Source organism: Actinomycetospora sp. C-140, assembly GCF_054796175.1.
In genome coordinates, this window is sequence record NZ_JBTWNF010000030.1 from 17784 (window position 1) to 36647 (window position 18864).

General features: G+C 75.2%; 23 protein-coding genes and 1 pseudogene. 6 read left to right on the top strand and 18 right to left on the bottom strand.

Going from position 1 to position 18864, the window contains the following annotated elements; genetic code table 11:
* Nucleotides 1–28 precede the first annotated feature (28 nt).
* Nucleotides 29–736 (bottom strand): SDR family NAD(P)-dependent oxidoreductase, encoded by a 708-nt coding sequence (locus tag ACR9E3_RS31550; RefSeq protein WP_460384976.1) that lies wholly within the window; start codon nt 734–736, stop codon nt 29–31.
* A gap of 79 nt (nt 737–815) precedes the next feature.
* Here ACR9E3_RS31550 and ACR9E3_RS31555 point away from each other — a divergent pair, with 79 nt between their 5' ends.
* Genes ACR9E3_RS31555 through ACR9E3_RS31565 form a run of 3 tightly spaced genes read left to right on the top strand, consistent with a single transcriptional unit; the run spans nt 816 to nt 2521 of the window.
* The gene (locus tag ACR9E3_RS31555; protein WP_460384978.1) at nt 816–1397 is read left to right on the top strand and encodes an RNA polymerase sigma factor; all 582 of its coding nucleotides are present in this window, start codon (nt 816–818) and stop codon (nt 1395–1397) included.
* Complete coding sequence (locus ACR9E3_RS31560) at nt 1394–2005, top strand: Asp23/Gls24 family envelope stress response protein (protein WP_460384979.1); 612 nt, start codon at nt 1394–1396, stop codon at nt 2003–2005. The genes ACR9E3_RS31555 and ACR9E3_RS31560 overlap by 4 nt, the downstream gene beginning before the upstream one ends.
* A gap of 12 nt (nt 2006–2017) precedes the next feature.
* Nucleotides 2018–2521, top strand: coding sequence for a MarR family winged helix-turn-helix transcriptional regulator (locus ACR9E3_RS31565; RefSeq protein WP_460384980.1), 504 nt, complete (start codon nt 2018–2020; stop codon nt 2519–2521).
* A 208-nt stretch (nt 2522–2729) separates the two neighbouring features.
* On the opposite strand, the gene ACR9E3_RS31570 is transcribed toward ACR9E3_RS31565, so the two are convergent.
* From ACR9E3_RS31570 to tsaA, 3 genes are all read right to left on the bottom strand, one after another.
* Nucleotides 2730–5072, bottom strand: a complete 2343-nt coding sequence (locus ACR9E3_RS31570; protein ID WP_460384981.1) for an HNH endonuclease signature motif containing protein — start codon at nt 5070–5072, stop codon at nt 2730–2732.
* Between the two features lie 151 nt (nt 5073–5223).
* Nucleotides 5224–5712, bottom strand: a complete 489-nt coding sequence (locus ACR9E3_RS31575; RefSeq protein WP_460384982.1) for a hypothetical protein — start codon at nt 5710–5712, stop codon at nt 5224–5226.
* A gap of 83 nt (nt 5713–5795) precedes the next feature.
* Complete coding sequence (gene tsaA / locus ACR9E3_RS31580; RefSeq protein ID WP_460384984.1) at nt 5796–6248, bottom strand: tRNA (N6-threonylcarbamoyladenosine(37)-N6)-methyltransferase TrmO; 453 nt, start codon at nt 6246–6248, stop codon at nt 5796–5798.
* 43 nt (nt 6249–6291) lie between these two features.
* On the opposite strand from tsaA, the gene ACR9E3_RS31585 reads away from it, so the two are divergent.
* Nucleotides 6292–6891 (top strand): TetR/AcrR family transcriptional regulator, encoded by a 600-nt coding sequence (locus ACR9E3_RS31585; RefSeq protein WP_460384985.1) that lies wholly within the window; start codon nt 6292–6294, stop codon nt 6889–6891.
* Here the strand turns inward: ACR9E3_RS31585 and ACR9E3_RS31590 are convergent.
* The 4 genes from ACR9E3_RS31590 to ACR9E3_RS31605 all read right to left on the bottom strand — a co-directional run bounded on the left by ACR9E3_RS31590 (nt 6888) and on the right by ACR9E3_RS31605 (nt 11388).
* Nucleotides 6888–7304, bottom strand: coding sequence for an ATP-binding protein (locus ACR9E3_RS31590; RefSeq protein ID WP_460384986.1), 417 nt, complete (start codon nt 7302–7304; stop codon nt 6888–6890). The two genes, ACR9E3_RS31585 and ACR9E3_RS31590, sit on opposite strands and share 4 nt — an antisense overlap.
* Before the next feature lie 251 nt (nt 7305–7555).
* Nucleotides 7556–8785, bottom strand: coding sequence for an acyl-CoA dehydrogenase family protein (locus ACR9E3_RS31595; RefSeq protein WP_460384988.1), 1230 nt, complete (start codon nt 8783–8785; stop codon nt 7556–7558).
* A complete protein-coding gene (locus ACR9E3_RS31600) occupies nt 8782–9747 on the bottom strand; it encodes an SDR family NAD(P)-dependent oxidoreductase (RefSeq protein WP_460384990.1) in 966 nt (321 codons plus the stop codon). The genes ACR9E3_RS31595 and ACR9E3_RS31600 overlap by 4 nt, the downstream gene beginning before the upstream one ends.
* An 81-nt stretch (nt 9748–9828) precedes the next feature.
* The gene (locus tag ACR9E3_RS31605) at nt 9829–11388 is read right to left on the bottom strand and encodes an alpha/beta hydrolase (RefSeq protein ID WP_460384991.1); all 1560 of its coding nucleotides are present in this window, start codon (nt 11386–11388) and stop codon (nt 9829–9831) included.
* 121 nt (nt 11389–11509) lie between these two features.
* On the opposite strand from ACR9E3_RS31605, the gene ACR9E3_RS31610 reads away from it, so the two are divergent.
* Nucleotides 11510–12580, top strand: coding sequence for an ATP-dependent DNA ligase (locus tag ACR9E3_RS31610; protein ID WP_460384992.1), 1071 nt, complete (start codon nt 11510–11512; stop codon nt 12578–12580).
* A gap of 100 nt (nt 12581–12680) precedes the next feature.
* The gene (locus ACR9E3_RS31615) at nt 12681–14465 is read left to right on the top strand and encodes a hypothetical protein (protein WP_460384993.1); all 1785 of its coding nucleotides are present in this window, start codon (nt 12681–12683) and stop codon (nt 14463–14465) included.
* 9 nt (nt 14466–14474) lie between these two features.
* On the opposite strand, the gene ACR9E3_RS31620 is transcribed toward ACR9E3_RS31615, so the two are convergent.
* The 10 genes and pseudogenes from ACR9E3_RS31620 to ACR9E3_RS31665 all read right to left on the bottom strand — a co-directional run.
* The gene (locus ACR9E3_RS31620) at nt 14475–15080 is read right to left on the bottom strand and encodes an Asp23/Gls24 family envelope stress response protein (RefSeq protein WP_460384994.1); all 606 of its coding nucleotides are present in this window, start codon (nt 15078–15080) and stop codon (nt 14475–14477) included.
* Nucleotides 15077–15610 (bottom strand): DUF6286 domain-containing protein, encoded by a 534-nt coding sequence (locus ACR9E3_RS31625; protein WP_460384996.1) that lies wholly within the window; start codon nt 15608–15610, stop codon nt 15077–15079. The genes ACR9E3_RS31620 and ACR9E3_RS31625 overlap by 4 nt, the downstream gene beginning before the upstream one ends.
* Nucleotides 15611–15613: 3 nt before the next feature.
* Nucleotides 15614–16141, bottom strand: coding sequence for an Asp23/Gls24 family envelope stress response protein (locus ACR9E3_RS31630; RefSeq protein ID WP_460384998.1), 528 nt, complete (start codon nt 16139–16141; stop codon nt 15614–15616).
* On the bottom strand, nt 16138–16317 hold the full coding sequence (locus ACR9E3_RS31635) for a hypothetical protein (RefSeq protein ID WP_274197018.1): 180 nt from the start codon (nt 16315–16317) through the stop codon (nt 16138–16140). Before ACR9E3_RS31635 ends, ACR9E3_RS31630 begins: the two co-directional genes overlap by 4 nt.
* A gap of 59 nt (nt 16318–16376) precedes the next feature.
* Entirely contained in the window at nt 16377–16646 is a 270-nt protein-coding gene (locus tag ACR9E3_RS31640; protein ID WP_460384999.1) for a hypothetical protein, read from the bottom strand.
* A complete protein-coding gene (locus ACR9E3_RS31645; RefSeq protein ID WP_460385000.1) occupies nt 16643–16993 on the bottom strand; it encodes an Asp23/Gls24 family envelope stress response protein in 351 nt (116 codons plus the stop codon). Before ACR9E3_RS31645 ends, ACR9E3_RS31640 begins: the two co-directional genes overlap by 4 nt.
* Nucleotides 16990–17499 carry an Asp23/Gls24 family envelope stress response protein gene (locus tag ACR9E3_RS31650; RefSeq protein ID WP_285659349.1) on the bottom strand — a complete coding sequence of 170 codons (510 nt, stop codon included), beginning with the start codon at nt 17497–17499 and terminating at the stop codon, nt 16990–16992. Before ACR9E3_RS31650 ends, ACR9E3_RS31645 begins: the two co-directional genes overlap by 4 nt.
* A 149-nt stretch (nt 17500–17648) precedes the next feature.
* Nucleotides 17649–18395, bottom strand: a complete 747-nt coding sequence (locus ACR9E3_RS31655) for a pyrimidine reductase family protein (protein WP_460385001.1) — start codon at nt 18393–18395, stop codon at nt 17649–17651.
* On the bottom strand, nt 18392–18520 hold the full coding sequence (locus ACR9E3_RS31660; protein ID WP_460385006.1) for a DUF3072 domain-containing protein: 129 nt from the start codon (nt 18518–18520) through the stop codon (nt 18392–18394). The genes ACR9E3_RS31655 and ACR9E3_RS31660 overlap by 4 nt, the downstream gene beginning before the upstream one ends.
* A gap of 111 nt (nt 18521–18631) precedes the next feature.
* A pseudogene (locus ACR9E3_RS31665) lies at nt 18632–18841 on the bottom strand (DUF3072 domain-containing protein); the annotation flags it as partial.
* Nucleotides 18842–18864 lie beyond the last annotated feature (23 nt).

Below are 18864 nucleotides of genomic sequence, written 5' to 3' on the forward strand. Positions count from 1 at the left end.
GGCGCGCGCGCCCGTCATCGCAGGGCGGTCACCACGGCACCGTCCGCCCGTCGCGGGTGAACGTCCCCGTCGGGCCGTCGGGCGGGAGGTCGACCGCCCACAGGATGCTGTCGACGCCCGCGTCGACCGGGCGCCCGCCGGCGCCGCCCATGTCGGTGGCCACCCAGCCGGGGCACACCGCGTTGACGAGCACGCCGCGCGGACGCAGGTCGGCGGCGAGCTTGACGGTGACCATGTCGAGGGCCGCCTTGCTCACCGAGTACGCGGGCACGCCGCCCCCGCCCCGCGTCTCGCCGAAGGACCCCGCGCCGCTGGACACCATGACCACCCGGGCGCCGCGCGGGAGGAGATCGGCGCACGCGACGACCGTCCGCCAGGCGCCCAGTGCGTTGACGGCCAGCGCCTCCTCCGCGATCGCGAGGTCGGCGCCGATCGCGGTCTGTCCGGTGTCGTAGTGGACGCCCGCATTGTTGACGAGGATCTCCAGCGCCCCGTGCTCGGCCCGGACCCAGGCGGCCAGCGCGTCGACGGAGCCCTGGTCGGCGACGTCGAGCGCGCGCACGGTGACGTCGCCCGGGATGTCCGCGGCCGCGTGTCGGCCCCTGGTGGCGTCCCGGGCGCCGAGGACGACGGGATGCCCGCGGGCGGCGAGGCGGCGGACGACGCCGAGGCCGAGGCCCCGGTTCGCGCCGGTGACGACGGCGAGCCCGCGCGTCGGGGCCGGGGGACTGGTCACGGGCGGCATGCTGGCGTGTGCTGCGACACGCGGCAACGGGAACCGGTTGTGCACGGCCGATCGTGGGAAGGATCCGCCCGTGAGCGCACCGGGGCGCCGATCCGCCCCCGACGACCGACAGCTCGTGGTCGACGACGAGGCCGATCGCTGGCTCGTGGGCCGTGCCCGCACGGGCGACCGCAGCGCGTACGAGGAGCTGGTGCGCCGGCACCGCGACCGCATCTACCGGATCGCGCTGCGCATGCTCGGCAGCGCGGCCGACGCCGACGACGTCGCCCAGGAGGTCGTCATCCAGCTCTGGACGGCGATGTCCGGGTTCGCCGGGACGTCGTCGTTCACCACCTGGCTCTACCGCGTCGTCGTCAACCGCTGCCTGAACCACCGCCGCAGCCAGCGGACCCACCAGGAGCTCTCCGACGCCGACCACCCGCGGGTCGCCGGACCCGAGCGGCGGGTGCTGGCGGGCGAGGAGCTGCAGGCCGGGCTGGCGGCGATCAGCGGGCTGCCGGAGGAGCAGCGGGTGCCGCTGGTGCTGGTGCAGCTCGAAGGGCTGTCGTACCGCGAGGCGGCGGCGGTGACGAAGACCACGGAGGCCACGGTCCGCGGGCGCCTCGCCCGCGCCCGCGCCACGCTGATGTCCGAGATGAAGGACTGGACATGACCTCTCCTGCGGCCCCGACCGAGGGTCGACTCGCGTGCGGCCGTGACGCGGACGCTCTCGTCGCGCAGGTGGCCGAGGGGCGCGCCGAGCGCCTCGACGACCACCAGCGCGACTGCCCCTACTGCCAGGCGGCGCTCGCCGAGTTCGACCGGCTCTGGGCACCGGTCCGCGCCGTGTCCGCCCACCGGCCGCAGGCGCCCGACGGGCTGCTCGACGAGGCGCTGCGCAGCATCCGCGGTGTGGCCTCCGACCCCGAGTTCGGCAGCATCAGCGACGCCCGCGGGCGCACGCGGATCAGCGCGCGGGTGGTCGAGGCGCTCGCCCGCCACTTGGCCTCCCGTGTGCCCGGCGTGCGGGTGGCGCTGACCCGCCTCGTCGCCGCCGGCGCGGGCCCCGAGACGAGCCTGATCGGCGACCCCGGCCCCGACGTCGTCGCCGGGGTGGCCGGCGGGTCGACGGTCGTCGCGATCACCCTGGCCGCCGACTACGGGGAGGACCTGCTCGACCTCGGCACCCGCATCCGGACCGCCGTCGCCGACGGGGTGCGGGCGTCGACGGGGCTGGAACCGGTCGCCGTGCTCGTGCACGTCGACGACGTGCTGCTGTAGGGCGTGTCGGGGGTGAGCGAGCCCGACCTGCCTCTCTGGGAGATCGTGCAGACCTACCATCCCGTCGCGCGCGGGTTCCACGCCCTGTTCGGGGCCGTCGGGCTGACGCCGAACCAGTTCGGCGTGCTCGCCGTGCTGGGTGACGAGGAGGGGTCGGGCCACGCGTCCACCCAGGCCGAGCTCGCCCGCCAGGTGCTCCTGCGACCGCAGAGCATGGGGGAGCTCGTGGCGTCCCTGGTGGATCGCGGGCTGGTGGAACGCGACGGGCCGGGTGGGCGCGGGCGGGCCACGGGGCTGCGGCTCACCGACGCCGGCCGGGCGGCGCTCGACGAGGCGCTGCCGCGGGTGCACGAGTACAACGCCCCGGCGGCGATCGGCTTGAGCTCCGAGGAAGCGGCGACTCTCGCGGCGCTGCTGAGGCGTGTCCGGCGGGCGCTCGACGGATCCGAGGGGTTCGACGGGCGCGGGGGATCGGGCGACTCGGAAGGCGCGGACGGGGCGGGCGCCCGGGATTGATCGTCGCGCCGGACCGGGTCCAGCCGGGCCGGGTCGGAACGCGTCGGTCGGGTCGGGTCGGTCGGTTGGGCCGAGGCGGTCGGGTGACCGCGACGCTGCGGCCCGCCGGCGCCGTCGACCACCTCGCGCGCCCCGAGTCGCCCCGGCTCGCGGTGTCTCGCGCCGCCGCGTTGCATGGACGAGTTCCTGCGGGTCTCGCTCGGTCCGGTCAGAAGGGCGGTGGGTCGTCGAGGCCGGGGACGAGCGGCGCGGTGGTGGCCGCGCGGCGTAGGAGGTCGCGGGTGCCGGGGCCGCGGGGTGCCGGGACGGTCGGCCCGGTGGTGCTGCGGCGTCGGCGGGGACCGGTGAGGTCGCGGACCTCGAGGCGGCGCTCGTCGCCGGCTCTGTCGTGCTCGCTGTCGGGCGGGTCGTCGCTGTCGTCGGCGTCGTGGGTGTGGTGGTCGAGTTCGCGGTCGGGCAGGGGTCGGGGCGCCGGGGTGGGCAGGGGCGGGGGGAGGGGTCGGATGATCCGGGGTGGGTGGGTTTCGTAGGTCGCTCCGGCGCGGGTGGTGATCAGGAAGCGGCCGGGTTCGGGTTGGGTGACCTGCCAGCCGCCGTGGTGTTTGGCGCGGTGGTGGTGTCGGCACCAGCAGCCCAGGGCGTGGGAGAGGGTGGGTCCGCCCAGGGCGTGGTCGAGGGTGTGGTCGATGTCGGTGGCGTGGGCGGTGCGCCGGCAGGACGGGGCCACGCAGCAGCGGTCGCGGACCTGCAGCCAGCGCAGGACCTCGGCGCTGGGTCGGCGGTGGCGGGCCTGCTCGGGGGTGAGGTGCTGGTCGGGGGCGCCCGGCGGTGGCGCGCCGGGGCCGGTGAGTCCGGCGAGGCGGGTGCGGAGGTCGGTGAGCAGCCGGGCCCAGTGGGGGTGGTCGGCGGGGTCGAGGGCGGCCAGCAGTGTCGTCGGGACCTGGAGCTCGACGATGGCGGGGCCGTGCCGCCCGCGGCGCCCCCGCCGCCGGCGGTGGTCGCGGCGGGGGCCCGATGATCGACCCGATGATCCCGGGGGCGGGTCGGGGGTGCGGGGTCGGTGGCGGGTGAGCAGGACGTGCTGGAGGCGGCCGGTGTGGTCGGTGAGCACGATGCGCCATTCGCCGTGGTGGTAGCGCTCGAGCATGGCGCGGGCGGTGGCGGGCAGCAGGGTGCCCCAGCCGGGGAGCTGGGCGGGGTGGTCGTCGAGCCCGAGGGCGGTGCTGAGCTGGAGCCGGATTTCCACGAGGCCGGTGCGCACCCCGCTGGTGCGCGGCAACTCCCCGCCCCCGCCCCCGTCGCCGGTGTCGTCGCCGTCCCCGTGGCCGGTGTCGTCGCCGGGCTGGTCGGCTCCGTCGTCGCCATAGTCGTCGCCGTGGTCGGCGTTGGCGGGCTCACCGTTCGCGGGCTGACCGTCGGGCGTTCCGTCGTTCGCGGGGTGGGTGTCCGCGGGGTCGGTGTCCGCGGGGTCGGTGTCGGCGGAGTCGTCGGCGGTGTCGTCGGGCTCGTTCCCCGGTCCGGACACCGGCTCGTCGCCGGGCTCGTCATCTGACCCGCCGCCGGAGCCGTCGTGACCGTCGACCGGCCCGTCCTCCGGTCCGTCGCCGCGAGGCCCGTCGTCCGGCCCGCTTCCATCGTCGTCGGGACCACCGTCGGTGTCCGGGCCGCTGTCGGGGCCGCTGTTGGGGCCGTCGTTGTCGGGGCCGCCGTCGGGGTTGTCGGGCCCGTTGTCGGGGTCGGGTGGGCGCAGGGTGTGTTCGAGCAGGTCGAGCAGGGTGTCGTCGTCGAGGCCGGCGGCGGTGCCGTCGAGCTGGGCCAGGTACACCTCGGCCCGCAACTGCTCGATCTTGACACGGATTCCGCGGCGGCGCAGTTCGGCGGCCAGCGCCTCGGCGCGGGCCATCGAGATCGCGGTCCGGTCGACCGGCAGGTCACAGCCCGAGAGGTTCGCGGTCCCCGACGGGTTCCGCGAGGCCAGCAGCCGCGCCTTCTTGAGCGCGTTGGTCTCGCGGCGGGCGGCCCAGTCGGCGTCGAGGGCGTGCGCGACGTCCTGGATGCGTTCGATCAGCGCCCCGACCGGCAGGGTGGGCGCTTCGGGCAGCAGGGTGTGGCACACCTGGTGGGCGTGGTCGTCGGCCAGATCCCGGGTCCAGTCGGAGAACACGCGGGCCTTGGACTCGTCGAGGTCCCCGCCGCGCATGGCGGTGTGGACCTCGCCGAGCCGGCCGAGCAGGTCGTCGGCGAGGTCGAGCCAGCGGCTGGCCATGGCCCGGGACCAGCCCAGCGCGGCGGCGGCCTCGTCGCCGGAGAACTCGTCGAGCACCGCGCGGCGTTGGCGGCGGCCGGCCTCGGTGCGCCCGGCCTCGTGCAGCGCGGTCAGGAACCGGGCGGTGTCGCGGTTGCGGGCCCGGTGACATTCCCGCACGTAGTCGATCACCTCGACCCCGACCAGCCCGGCCGGGTCGACTCCCTCGAGCCCCTCGACCGGCAGCCACGACGGCGTCCCCGCGCCACCCCCCGCGCTGGGGGTGCCGGCCTGGTCGATGCTCACACCCGGGACGCTAGACCCGACCCCCGACACCCCTAGAGGATCATGCACCGGGCCCCCGAGCAGGGACGACACCGCTTCGGTGCCGCCTTCAGCGCCCCGGTCGAGATCCACGAACCCGACGTTAGACCCGACCCCCGACAACCTCGGACGATCACGGACCGGCCGAGGCAGAGGGTGCGAGCGTCGACCGGTCCGCCGGGGAGCGACGCGGCGTCGCGCGTCGCGTCCACGGCGTCGTCCCCCACGGCTTGCCGATCGACGCCCAGGTCATCAGCAGGAACGCGACGAGGTTGGCCGCGCCGCCCCACACCAGCGGCCAGGCCGCGGGGCCGGGCCGCTCGATGCTCTCGAGCACCCACACCCCGACGCCGAGCGTGCTGAAGACGATCACGGCGACCGTCAGCTCGAGCTTGACCAGTACCCACCAGTGGCGTGCCAGGCCCCACGGCGTCAGGAGCCCGAGGACGACGCTCGTGACCAGCGCGCCGAACGCCGCCGGGATGACGAGCACCATGTCGATGCGGTCGATCAGCTGGTAGCAGACCCGGGCGACCTCCCGCGGCACCGTCAGCGCCGTCACGGCGAGGACGACGTTGGTCGCCCCGGCGCCCATCCAGCCCAGGGAGACGACCACGTGCACGAAGACCAGGACGCGCCGGGTCCGACGACCGACTCGTGACGACGACACGATCCCCCCGAGAATCAGACTCCTGATACTCGGGGCTACCCGCTCGGGAGCGGCCCATCCCCGATGTTGTGGCACCGCGTCCCGATGGGGCCGAGGACGGGCTTGACGTCGACGACCGGGGTGCCGTCGAGCGCCTCGAGATCGGCGACGCGCAGCGTCGTGCCGTCGATCCCGACCACCCGGACCTGGTGCAGCCCGAGGGGGTTGGGGCGGTCGGGCGAGCGGGTGGCGAAGACGCCGGTCTCCGGGCGGGTCGTGTCGCCGCGGGGGTGCACCGCGAGCACGGACCGGTCGGCACGGTCGAGCCACGTCACGAGCAGGATCTCCTGGCCGAGCTCGAGCTCGGCCAGCGCGCGGGCGAGATCGGGCTCGAACGCCACCGTGGCCTCCGGGCCGCCCTCGTCGCCCTGCAGCGGCGCCTGGCCACGCTCCTGCAGCGGTGAGGACACCCGGCCGAGGATGCGGAGAACGGGACCGTCGTCGGACACCCCGCCACCGTAGGCCGTTCCGTACCCTGCTCGGGTGCCCCGCGTGACGTCCCCCCGTGCCGAGGCCACGGCCGCGACCCGCGCGGGGCTCGTCGAGGCGGCCACGACCCTCTTCGCGGAGCGGGGCTTCGCCGAGACCTCGATCGACGACGTCGCCGCCGTCGCCGGGATGACCAAGGGCGCGGTCTACCACCACTTCGCGGGCAAGGCGGCGCTGTTCGAGGCCGTGTTCTCGGCCCGGGAGGCTGACGTCCACGAGCGGCTGCGCGCGGCCCTCGACCACGCGCCCGACCACCTCGCGGGGGCCCGCGCGGCCCTGACGACGTTCCTCGAGGCCTGCACGGAGCCCACCTACGGGCGGATCGTCTTCCGCGACGGTCCCCTCGCCCTGGGGTGGGAGCGCTGGCGGGAGTGCGAGGTCGACTACGCCTACGCCTTCATCGCCCGCGTGCTCGACGGGCTGGCCCGCGAGGGACACCTGGCCCGCCCGCCCGGGGCGTCGTACCCGACGCTCGTGCTCGGGATGCTCTCGAGCGCCGGCCAGCTCCTGGGTCAGGCGCCGCCGGAGCAGCACCCGGCCCTGCGCGCCGAGCTGCTGGGCTTCTTCGACCAGGTCATCACCGGGATGACGACAGCTCCCTAGGGTGCGGGTTCCCGGTGCTGCCGCAGCGCCACCGTCGTCCCGGCGGCGGTGTGCCGGATGGCCACGCTGTCGACGCTGCGCTGCATGAGCACCAGACCCCGCCCGCGCGGGGCGTGCGAGCCCGGCGCGGCCGGCGTCGAGCCCTCGTGCCACCGGCCATGGTCGGTGACCCGCACGTTCACCGCGTCGGCCTCGGCCCACAGGGTCAGCTCGACGGTGCCCTCGTGGTCCGCCGGATAGGCGTGCTCACAGGCGTTCTCGACGGCCTCGGAGACCGCCACGAGCACGCGTTCGCGCGCCTCCTGCCCGATGTCGAGCCCCGCGAGCCAGTCCCGTGCCTCGTGGCGCATCCGCTGCGACTCGTCGGGTCGCGCGGGATGCACCGCGCGCGCGAACTCCACCGCGTCCGTCATGTCCGTCCCCCGCCCCGGCTCGTCGGCCCGGGCCATCGATGGCCCGAGCCCGGAGACCACGCCCGATCACTCCCGGGCACCGCATGCCCACCGTGCGCGTTCGACACCCGAGCGGTCGACCATCAACGACACGAGCGGTCCGCTCGGCGCGACCGGCGGGTGAACGGTTCGCGACCAGCGACGCCGGAGGTCCGACCGGGTGAAGCACACGCGTGGCATCCGGGTGATGAGATCACCCCCGGACGGGCTCGTCAGGCCAGCAGATCGTCCGACAGGATCTTGCGTTGGATCTCCGACGTGCCTTCGAAGATGGTCGTGAGCCTGGCGTCGCGCCAGTAGCGCTCCACCGAGTGCTCCGTGGTGTAGCCGTTGCCGCCGAAGATCTGCAGCGCGTCGCTCGTCACCCGTTCGGCCGTCTCGGAGGCGAAGAGCTTGGCCGCGGACGCGGCGACGTCGCCTCCCGGCGCGCCCTCGTCGAGCAGCCACGCCGCGTGCCACCATAGCGTGCGCGCGGCGTCGACGGCGGCGGACATGTCGGCGAGCTTGTGCCGCAGCGCCTGCTGGTCGGCGATCGGGTGCCCGAACTGCTCGCGGCGACGGCTGTAGGCCACCGCGTCCTCGAGGGCGCCCCGGGCCAGCCCGACGGCCCGCGCCGCGGTCTGCACGCGGGCGGTGCCGAGCCAGCGCAGGCTGTCCTTGAAGCCCTGGCCCTCGTCCTGCCCGGTGTCCTGCAACGCCTCGGCGGGCAGGCGCACGCCGTCGAGCTGCAGCTCCCACGTGGTCAGCCCGAAGTAGCCGATCTTGTCGATCGCCGTGCCGGTGACGCAGTCGGGGAAGCTCTCGCGCTCCTTCGGGACGAGGAAGAGCTCGAGGCCGTCGGAGCGGCTCTCGCCCTCACGGGGCGGGCGGGTGCGAGCGAGCAGGTGCAGGAAGTCGGCGGAGAGCGCGTGCCCCACCCAGCGCTTGGTCCCGTCGATCACCCAGCCGTCGTCGACGCGACGAGCCGTGCACTCGACGCCCGCGAGGTCGGACCCCGCGTGCGGCTCGGAGAACGCGATCGCCCCGACCCAGCGCCCCGCGGCGCTCGCGCGCAGCAGCTCGGCCCGCCGCGCCGGGTCCGGCGACGCGCACCCGGTGCCGTTGCCGCGGGCGATGATGCTGCCGACGCTCATCCAGGCGCGGGCCAGCTCCTCGGAGACGAGGCAGTACTCGACCACCCCGAGGCCCTGCCCGCCGTGCTCGGCGTCGACGAGGATCCCGAAGTACCCGAGCTCGGCCATGCGCGCGAGCAGCGACGCCGGGATGTCCTCGCGGCGCGGGTCGAGCTCGTCGGCGACCGGGAGGACCTCCTCCATCGCGAACGCCCGTGCGGTGTCCTGCAGCTCCCGCCGTGCCGGGGTGAGCAGGGCCGCGGCCGTGGGCGCCTCGGTGCGGACCTCGTCGAGGCCGCGGCGCTTCCAGGTCGCCCGGGGCCCGCTCATGCGGCCGTCGCGTCCACGCAGAGGGTCCACAGCGCCGCGCGGGACTGCGGTGTCTCGCCCCCGCGGGGCAGGTAGTGGGTGGGCCGCGGCGCCCGGTCGTGCCAGAAGACCCCGGTGCTGTGCCCGGGCTCGGCCGCGGACAGGAGCCAGACGACGGTGTCCGCGCCCTGCTCCTCGGTGCGCAGCAGGGGGCCGGTGACCCGGTGGAAGCCGGGCATGGAGCTCGCGACGCCGGGGGTGTCGGCCCAGCCCGGGTGCATGCTGTGGACGACGATGCCGTCGGCGGCGAGGTCGTCGGCGAGCAGCTCGGACAGCACGACCTGCGCCCGCTTGGTGCGTGCGTAGGCGGCGCCTCCGGAGTAGGACCCTTCGCGGAACTCCGGGTCGTCCGCGTGCAGCGAGGCGGTGTACATGCCGCCCGAGGAGACGAACACGACGCGGGAGGGGGCGGTCGGGGACGCGCCGGCGCGCAGCACCGGGCGGAGCTCGCGGGTGAGGAGGAACGGCCCGAGCACGTGGGTCGCGAGGGTCAGCTCGTGGCCCTCGCCGGTCTCGGTGCGCTCCGGGGGCATGACGCCGGCGTTGTGCACCACACCGTGGACCGCTGCTTCGCGGTCGCGGACCTCGGCGGCGTAGCGGCGCACGTCGTCGAGGGAGGACACGTCGCAGACGGCGACGTCGACCTCGGCCCCCGGCTGGTCCGCCCGCACCGCGGCGGCGGTCTCCTCGCCCCGCGACCGGTCGCGCACCACCATCTCGACCCGCGCGCCGAGCGCTACGAGCCCGCGCACGGCGGCGGCGCCGAGGCCACCGCCGGCGCCGGTCACGATGATCGTGCGCCCCTCGAGGCACCCGTCCGGCACCGACCGCCAGCTCGCACGGCGTACCGCGTACCCCACACGGGAGTAGCCGGGGACGACCAGACGGTCGAGGACGGCGTCGACGACGCGGGGCAGGTGCACGGTGCGCAGGCTACAAAGCCGGGCGCCCACCGGCCCGCCGGCACCGCAGACGTCTCACGGCACCCACACGGGACGAACCTCTCAGGGCGGGCAGACCGTGCCCGCCGCCGGCAGGTCGCCCTGGCGCAGATAAGCCCCGACGGCGTCGCGGACGCACGGCGTGGCGGGGAAGGCGCCGTGGCCCGCCCCGAGCCAGGTGACGAGGCTCGCCGACGCCAGCTGGGCCGCCGCGCGCTCGCTGCCGGGCAGGGGCGTCACCGGGTCCCCGCGGGTGCCGAGGACCAGCGGCGGCGGGCCGGTGAACGCGCCCGGCGCGGGCGTCTCCGTGGGCACCGGCCACGAGCTGCAGAGCAGCGCCTCGTGGGCGAACCAGGCCCCGAACACCGGGTCGGCCGCCCGGGCCCGCGCCGCGTCCGCGGCGACCTGGTCGAGCGTCGGGCGCTCCGTGGTGTCGTTGCAGGCGAGCAGCACGCCGGTGTCGAACCCGCCGCCGTCGGCCTCCTCCTCAGCCAGCAGCGTGAGCACGGGGCCCGGGTCGCCCTGGCCGGCGGCCGCGACCGCCCCGGCGAGCTCGGGCCACCGCGCCGGCTCGCCGAGCCCGGTGACAAGCGCCTGGGTGACGGTGCCGTCGCTGATCCGCCGGCCGTCCGGTCCGGTCAGCGGCGCGGCGTGCAGGTTGGTGAGGATGCCGGTGACCGCGCCGGCCGGGTCGGGGCCGAGCGCGCAGTCGGGCCGGGCGCTGCAGTCGGCGGCGAAGCCGGTGAGCGCCTCCCGGGCCCCGACGGCACGCTCGCGGGCGCGCTGGGAGAACGAGGTGGTGGGGTCGGCGAGCCCGTCGAGCACCGTGCGCCCCACCGAGGTCGGGTAGCGCCGCATCCACGCCGCCGCGACCCCGGCGCCCTCGCCCACACCCAGCACGTGCAGCCTGTCGACCCCGAGCGTCGCGCGGACCTCCTCGAGGTCCTCCGCGTCGATCCCGGTGCGGTAGTCGGTGAGCGCGTTCTCCAGCACCTGGGTGCAGGTGCGGGCGGCGGTCGCGGCGGCGTCGCGCAGGGGGCCGAGCGACACCGGGTCGGCGGCGAGGGGGTCGGCGTCGACGATGTCCTGGCGGGTGGACGGCGTGATGCAGTCGACGGACTCCGAGTTGCCGGTGCCGCGCAGGTCCACGCCGTAGAGCGCCGTGCCGGCGAGCAGCGCGTCCGGGGCCGTCGCGGCGAGCCGCACCGCGCGGTCGGCGCCCGTCGGCCCGCCGGCCTCGCCGACCACCGCGATCGGCACCGGCCCGCCGGGGGGCACCGGCCCGACCGTCACCTGCAGGACGGCCACCTCGGTCCGCGAGGAGTCGCCGCCGCCGACCGGCACGCTCTGGCACCCGAACCTCAGGTCGCGGCCTCCCAGCGCCGCCGGGCCGTAGGTGCTGCGCAACTGCGAGGTGCAGTCGGTGAACCCGGCCGGCGCCCCCGGGGCGGGCACGAACGGGGGCAGCAGCGACGGCGCCGGGCCGGGCGTCGCCGTGTCCGGCGGCGGGCCGGGCGTCAGGGGACCGTCGACGCGGGTGGCCACCGGCGGGCGCTGCGACGGCCCGACCGCGCACGCCGCGACCCCGAGCAGCAGCACCGCGCCGAGGACCACGACAGGCACCACAGCGAGGGCACGCACGTTCGCTCGCGGCACAGCGCTCCTCATCGGCTGGGTGGGGTCCGGCTTGCGGGCGAGTCTGACGGTCCGTGGTGGCATCACCGTGAGGGGGCATGATGCCCTCGTGGATCTGCCCGTCATGCCACCCGTCGCCCCCATGCTCGCCAAGGCCGTGTCCGAGATCCCCACCGGGCAGCGCTACGAGCCCAAGTGGGACGGGTTCCGCTCGGTGATCTTCCGCGACGGCGACGAGGTCGAGATCGGCAGCCGCAACGAGCGGCCGATGACCCGCTACTTCCCCGAGCTGGTCGAGGCGTTCACCGCCGCGCTCCCGCCGCGGTGCGTCATCGACGGCGAGATCGTCGTCGTCGACGCCGCGGGCACCGGCCTGGACTTCGAGGCGCTGCTCCAGCGGGTGCACCCCGCGGAGTCCCGGGTGCGCAAGCTCGCGGTCGAGACCCCGGCGCACTTCGTCGCGTTCGACCTGCTCGCCCTCGGCGACGACGACCTCACCGGATGCCCCTTCACCGAGCGCCGCGAGCGGCTCGCGGAGGTCGTCGGGGGGCTCGAGCGCCCCGACGTCCACCTCACCCCGATGACCGAGGACGTCGACACCGCCCGCGACTGGTTCGAGCGCTTCGAGGGCGCGGGGCTCGACGGGCTGATCGCCAAGAAGGCGGACCTGACCTACCAGCCCGACAAGCGGGTCATGAGCAAGATCAAGCACGAGCGCACGGCCGACTGCGTCGTCGCCGGCTACCGCGTCCACAAGTCGGGGCCGGACGCGGTCGGCTCGCTCCTGCTGGGCCTGCACACCGAGGACGGGTCGCTGCAGAGCGTCGGCGTCATCGGCGCCTTCCCGATGAAGAAGCGCCAGGAGCTCTTCACCGAGCTGCAGCCGCTGGTGACCTCCTTCGAGGGCCACCCGTGGGCCTGGGCCGCGCAGGAGGAGGGCACCCGCACGCCCCGCGAGGCCGAGCACAGCCGGTGGAACGCCCAGAAGGACCTGTCGTTCGTCCCGCTGCGCCCCGAGCGCGTCGTGGAGGTCAAGTACGACCACATGGAGGGCGTGCGCTTCCGGCACACCGCGCAGTTCAAGCGGTGGCGTCCCGACCGCGACCCGGCGTCGTGCACGTTCGAACAGCTGGAGCGCCCGGTGCTGTTCGACCTCGCGGAAGTGCTGACGGCGAGGTAGCGCCCCTTTCGGCGGTTGCCGACGCGATCGTCTCCGGAAGAATCGGACTCCCGGGACCGCTTTCGCAGCATCGGCGATTCCGCGCACCGACGGAGACGCCATGGTCGCGACGTGGATGCCGCCGCGGGCCGTGCAGCGCTACTGGGGCCTCGCCGCCGCGATTCTCACGGTCTATCTCCTCGTCGCGAGCGGATTGTTCCTCGCCAAGGATTTCCCTGATTCCGGGCCGCTCGCCCCCGCCGGGCCGACGGCGTCGCGCGCGCCCGCGGGAGCGGTCAGCGCGGAGCAGGCGCTGGACATCTGCTACCCCCGCCGGGTCATCGGGTTCGAGTATCGCGTTGTCCGGGGCGAGGTCGAGGGGCGGTGGTTCCACGCCTGCTACCAGGTCGGTGGGGCCGGGACCCAGGTCGTGGTCCTCGACGATCAGGGCCGAGCGGTCAGCGACGAGCAACTCCTGAAAGCGGCCGGGGTGTGGCCGTACTTCGGGGTCGTCACGAGCGGGCGCGGGCTCGCCCTCGGGTTCGGTGCGTGCCTCGTCCTGCTGGGTCTCGGGCACCTGTATTACCGCAGGCCGCGGCCGGGGCCACCGCTGCGGCGCCCGGTCGGCAGGCCGACGTGGTGGGAGCGCCGGAGCGTGGCGTGGTCGCTGGTCTTCCTGCCGGTCGCGACCTGGATCTCCTTGCTCGCCACGCGGAGGATCTCCGGCGAGCGCAAGAAGAGGATCGTGCTCGACGCCGTGTTCGTCGTCGCCGTCACGGTCATCGCCTACCAGTTGCTGTTGTCGGTCGCGGGCGACCTCTGGGGCGGCCTGGTCTTCGGGCTGCTCTCCGTGACTCTCGTGTTCAGCACCGTCGGTGCTTCGTACTTCCTCGCACCTCCGACCTTCGACAGCCCGGACCCGCCGGCACTCACGGGGTCGATCCGTCACCGAACCCCATGGCCGCCTCCGCTCCCTCCACCCGGCTCCACTCCTGCGGGGACGACGGCGTGGCGATCCGCGAGGGCCCGAATTCACTACAGTCGACTGGTTCGCGTCCTGGCGATCATCGCTGCCGGTGTCTGCACGTTCTTCACCGTCGTGGTCGCCGATCTCCTGGTCTTCGCCCCGGGAGCACGGGGAACCGCGACGACGACCGGCTTGGCGCTCCTGTTCGTGGCTCTGTACGGCATCTTCTTCGTCGTGCCAGGAGTGGTCGCGGCCTTGCTGGGAACGCCGCTCATCGTTCGCTGGCGCGATCCTGCACGTCTCCTCGTGCTCCGCCCCTTCCACCGCCCAGAGTCATCGCGGCCGCTGCGCGAGCTGGTCCGCCGCCACGTGTCCGGGTACGGACACACGTACACCCTGGCCGACGTCGCGATCCGGGTCCGCTGGTACATCCGGTTCCCCGTGCTGGTCGGCCAGCTCGGCGTGCTGTCCTTCCGGCGGGGCGTGATCTCGGAACCGCGTCGGCTCGACAAGCTCCTGTCCTCGCTCGGTTCCTCGACGCGGCGGAACACGAACTGGGTGGTCTCGCGGAGCAAGGTCTTCCCCGTCCGCTGCTCGGACGACATCTGGCAGGAGGCCGTCGTGCGGATGGTGGCCCGGTGCGACGTGGTCGTCGTCGACGTCACCGAGATGACCGGGAACCTCGCGTGGGAGCTCGACCTGCTCCGCGCCTCACGGCGTCTCGACGACTGTCTGTTCGTGGCGCTCCGGGGTCACGAGTTCCCGGCCGCCGCAGCCGTCAGCCGACAACTCGCGTGCGGGGTCCGTGTCTGGGCCTTCGACCGTTCGGGACAGCTGGAGCGCGGCGATGGCTTCCACCGGGTCCTGACCGACCGGCTCCGTGTGGCACGAGCGAGGCCTGGATCCGACGCCGTTCGGTCCGCCGTCGCCGGGCAGTGAGAACGGACCTCACTCCACCCGTGCCGGCGTGGGCGCCGAGGTGGCGTCCAGCTCCAGGCGCACCGCCGTCGGCAGCGCGGACACCGAGAACGCCTCGCGCGCCCGGGCGAGCACCCGGCCGTCGAGGTCGGCCCACACGTCGCGGACGTCGGTGCCCTCGACGAGGGTCAACGCGATCCGCAGGGCCGGGCGCTGGGGCGAGCCGACGAGGCGGACCCGGGCCCGGCTCACGCCGTCGATCGCCTCCGCGTCGTGCCGCACGGCGTCGCAGATCGCGGAGTGCTCGACGGTCAGGCGCTCGCCGGGCAGCTCCGAGAGCGAGACGTCGGGGCGCGGCTCCGGGCGCAGCGACCGGACCGTCCACCAGATGCCGACGACGAAGAGCACCACGCCGGCCGCGATGGCGATCCAGCGGGTGAGATCGACGTGCGTCGAGACCCAGGCCACGGCGATCGGGTCGATCAGCGGGCGCTGGGCACGGTAGGTGCCGAACACCCCGTAGCTGACCAGCAGGACGAGCACCGCGGCGGCGAGCAGCACGAGCCCGACCAGGGTGGTGAGCGTGCGGTCGCCGCCCGCGGAACGGGCGACGGCGGCACGCGAGCGGCGGCTCACTTGACCCCCTTGGTGGTGGTGACCGACACCGCGACGCGCGGGCGCCGCGCGAGCGGCAGGCGGGCGAGCATCTCCTCGACCCGGTCCTTGACCGCCGTGCGGACCTCGCCGGCCGGGTCGAGCGTGGCGGCTTTGACCGTGACCCGCTTGGCCGAGGCCACCACCGAGGCCGAGACGACCTCGTCGTGCGAGCGGACCTCGTGCCCGACGGCGCGGGCCAGCGAGCGGGGCGAGGTGGTGACGGTGACCTCGGGGACCGGGTCGGCGAGGAAGACGTCGTGGCGGCGGGCGGTGAGCCCGAGCAGCAGTACGAACAGCGCGACGACGCCGACGACGATCGCGACGGTGCGCACGGCACCGGACTGCCACGTCAGGCCCTCGATCGTGGTCCGCCAGGACGTCCACGGGACGACGAGCGGGCTCGAGGCCGGCGCGACCCAGGCCGTCACGGTCTCGACCACGACGGCCAGGCCGACGACGGCCAGCAGGAGGCCGAGCAGGGGGGCGAGCACGCGCAGGAGCAGGCGCACTTCTCACTCCGTCCGGGAGGTGGGGGTCCGGCTCGACGACGCCGCGGCCCGGATCGACGGATCGGTGAGGGCGGAGACGCCGATGTCGAGCGAGCGGACCCGGTAGGGCGTGAGGGACTGGACGCGGTCACGCACGTGGTCACGGACAGCCGCGGCGCTGTCGGTGATCCGCGCCGGGTAGGCCAGCGGGACCTCCAGACGCAGGTCCACCTGCTCGCCGTAGCCCGAGACCCGGGCGCTCGCCCCGGACTCGCCGAGGTCCAGACCGGCCAGGCGGCGCTGCGTGCGCACGGTGCCCGCGGTGTGGTCGGCGGCGTACTCCGCGATCTTGCGGACGACCGAGAGCGCGACGTCGAGGCGCCCGCGCTCGGCGGCCTCGTCGTCACCCGGGACGTCCGGCACGCCCGGCCCGCCGGAGACGTCCGGGGCGGACGGGACGGTCACCGGGGCCGTCACCGCCGTCGGCGAGGCGCCGCCCGCGGGCCGGGCGTCGTCGCCGTCCGGGCTCGGGGCGTCGGTCGGGGTGCTCATCGGTCGCGGCCGCGCCCGACGAACTGGTTGACGTCGAGCTCGCCGTCGAGCACACGGCCCACGACGAAGCCCAGGACCCCCAGGACGAGGGCGATGAAGAAGCCCTGCAGGCCGCCGGCGGCGGCCGCCACACCCAGGATGAGGCCGACGAACATGCCGGCACGGGTGGCGCTCATGACCACTACCTCCACGTTGTGGGCTCGTCCCGCGCCCCTGCGCGGGCCGAGAAGTTCTCCTACTGCACGCGGGCGGACCCGCGACGGGGGTCGTACCGGCGCGCCAGGCGACGGCCGAAGCGGCCGAGCCGGGCGATCCGGCGGCCCGACACGGCGACGATCGGCGCGTCGAGGCGCGGATCGTCGGGGGCCGGGCCCGGACGGGTGGCCGCCCGGTGGGCCTCCAGCCCCGCCCGGAAGGCGTCCGGGTCACCGCCGACGTCGGGGTGGTGCGCCCGGACGAAGGCGCGCCGCGCCGCCCGGGCGTCGGCGGCACCCGGCGCGCTCATTCCGGCATCTCCAGGTCGACGACGGTGACGTCGACCCGGCGGGCGCCGGACTGCGCGGCGACGATGCGTCGCAGCTCGGCGGACGTCGCCGCGACCGGGGCGCCGTAGTGCAGCACCACGGCGATCCGGTCGGGCTCGCCGCTCTCGCCCAGCACGATGCCGGGCAGGCGCCGTCCGGGCAGGTAGCTCGCGATCGCGCCGAACGGGCCGCCGGACAGCGCGGCCACCGCGGGGTGGGCGAGCACCGCCTCGGCGATCCGTTCGGGCAGCGGCCCGAGGCCCGGGGCCTCCGGCGAGGCCGGGCTGACCACGGACGGCGCCCCGCCGGAGGAGTGAGGCGTGCTCACTCGACGCGCGTCGTGGGCTGCTGCTGCCCCGACGGCTCGCCGCCCTCGTCGTTGTCGTCGCCGGGCATGTGGATGTCGTTGACGGCGATGTTGACCTCGATGACCTCGAGACCGGTCATCTGCTCGACGGCGGCGATGACGTTGCGGCGCACGGCGCGCGCCAGCTCGACGATGCCGGCGCCGTACTCCACGACGATGTCGAGGTCGATCGCGGCCTGCTTCTCGCCGACCTCGACCTGGACGCCGGCGGCCTGCGAGGTGCCGCTGCCGCCGGGGATGCGCTCGCGGATGGCGCCGAAGGCGCGCGAGACGCCGCCGCCCATGGAGTAGACGCCCGAGACGTCGCGGGCGGCGATACCGGAGATCTTCTGGACCACGCCCGAGGCGATCGTGGTCTTGCCCTGCCCCGTGTCGTCGGCGAGGCGGGCCGGGGTGGCACCCCCGGTCCGTCCGCTCGACACGGCTGCGGCCTCGGAGCCGGTGGCGGTGCTGGGGCTCTGCGTCATGGTGGGCGCTCCCTGTGCGCATCGGGTCGATGTCTCGTCATGTCCGGGCCGGTGACCGTCCGCGGTTGCCGACCTCGTACCCGTGGGACACACCTCGCGCCGGAACGTCATGGACTCTCACCCGAAAGAAGGAGTGAGCCCGGACACGCTCAGCCGGGTGCGCGCCGGTACCGCAGCATCAGGCCGTCCTCGTGACCCACGACCGAGCACAGGGCGAGCGTGCGGGGGACGGGGAGCGAGGGGCCCGCGACGATGCGGTCGGCGCCGCCGCCGACCAGCTGGGGCGCGAGGCTCAGGCACAGCTCGTCGACCCGGTCGGCGGCCAGCAGGGAGCCGAACAGCGCCGGCCCGCCCTCGCAGAGCACCCGGCCCAGCCCGCGCTCGGCGAGCGCGGCGACGATCGCGCCGGGATCGGTGGCCCCGGGGTCGTCCGCGCTCACGGCGACGACCTCCGCGCCGGTGCCGGCGAGCTCGCGGCGCGCGTCGTCGGCGGCCACCGCCGCGGTCAGCACCAGCGGCGGGACGGTCGTGTCGGTGAAGAGGGCGGCCCCGGCGTCGAGGGTGCCGCGGGTGCTCACCACCGCGATCGGCGGCACCGGCGCCTGCCCGCGGGCGCGCCGGCGCTCCGCGCGCTCCGGGGTGGTGCGGGCGCCCCGGTAGCCCTCGGCGCGCGCCGTCCCCGAGCCGACCAGCACCACGTCGGCGAGCTCGCGCAGCAGCCCGAAGATCTCCTTGTCGCCGGGCGCCTGCAGGCCGCCGGAGACACCCTCGACGGCCACCGCGCCGTCGGCGCTGGCGACGAAGTTGACGCGCACCCACGACGTGGGGTGGGCGTAGAGCTCGGCGAGGGCGTCACGGTCGAGCTCCGCGCCGTCGGCCGGCCAGACCAGCCTCACCGGCCTGCCTTCTGCCTCAGCTCCTCGATCGCCCGCGAGGCCTGCGACTTGTTCAGCCCGGTGGGGGGCTCCTCGCCCGCCTGCTGGGCCAGGGTCTCGAGGTAGCTCGCCTGCGGGCCGGTCATCGGCTCGTCGCCGGTGACCCACTCGTCGGTCGGGCGCTCCTGGCGGGACAGGTCGGGGGCGTTGCCCTCCGACCCGTCGGCCTCCCCGGAGCCCGCCGGGGTCACCGACCCCTGCAGCCGCTCGATCTCGTCGGACGCCTGGGCCTTCGTCAGCCCGGTGGGCGGCTCCTCGCCCGCCTGGTGGGCGAGGGTCTCGAGGTAGCTCGCCTGGGGGCCGGTCATCGGCTCGTCGCCGGTGACCCAGGCGTCGTTGTCCTTCGCGGCGGGGGAGTCGTCCCCCGGGGTCTTGACGGCGTGGGGGTCGGGGGCCTGCTCGGTCACGGGACTCGCTCCTCGGTGTCGGT

Coding starts and splice junctions, on each gene's coding strand:
- ACR9E3_RS31635 (WP_274197018.1), bottom strand. CDS start 16,317: ATGAGCGCCACCCGTGCCGGCATGTTCGTCGGCCTCATCCTGGGTGTG.
- ACR9E3_RS31560 (WP_460384979.1), top strand. CDS start 1,394: ATGACCTCTCCTGCGGCCCCGACCGAGGGTCGACTCGCGTGCGGCCGT.
- ACR9E3_RS31615 (WP_460384993.1), top strand. CDS start 12,681: ATGGTCGCGACGTGGATGCCGCCGCGGGCCGTGCAGCGCTACTGGGGC.
- ACR9E3_RS31650 (WP_285659349.1), bottom strand. CDS start 17,499: ATGACGCAGAGCCCCAGCACCGCCACCGGCTCCGAGGCCGCAGCCGTG.
- ACR9E3_RS31640 (WP_460384999.1), bottom strand. CDS start 16,646: ATGAGCGCGCCGGGTGCCGCCGACGCCCGGGCGGCGCGGCGCGCCTTC.
- ACR9E3_RS31660 (WP_460385006.1), bottom strand. CDS start 18,520: ATGACCGGCCCGCAGGCGAGCTACCTCGAGACCCTGGCCCAGCAGGCG.
- ACR9E3_RS31630 (WP_460384998.1), bottom strand. CDS start 16,141: ATGAGCACCCCGACCGACGCCCCGAGCCCGGACGGCGACGACGCCCGG.
- ACR9E3_RS31595 (WP_460384988.1), bottom strand. CDS start 8,785: ATGAGCGGGCCCCGGGCGACCTGGAAGCGCCGCGGCCTCGACGAGGTC.
- ACR9E3_RS31590 (WP_460384986.1), bottom strand. CDS start 7,304: ATGACGGACGCGGTGGAGTTCGCGCGCGCGGTGCATCCCGCGCGACCC.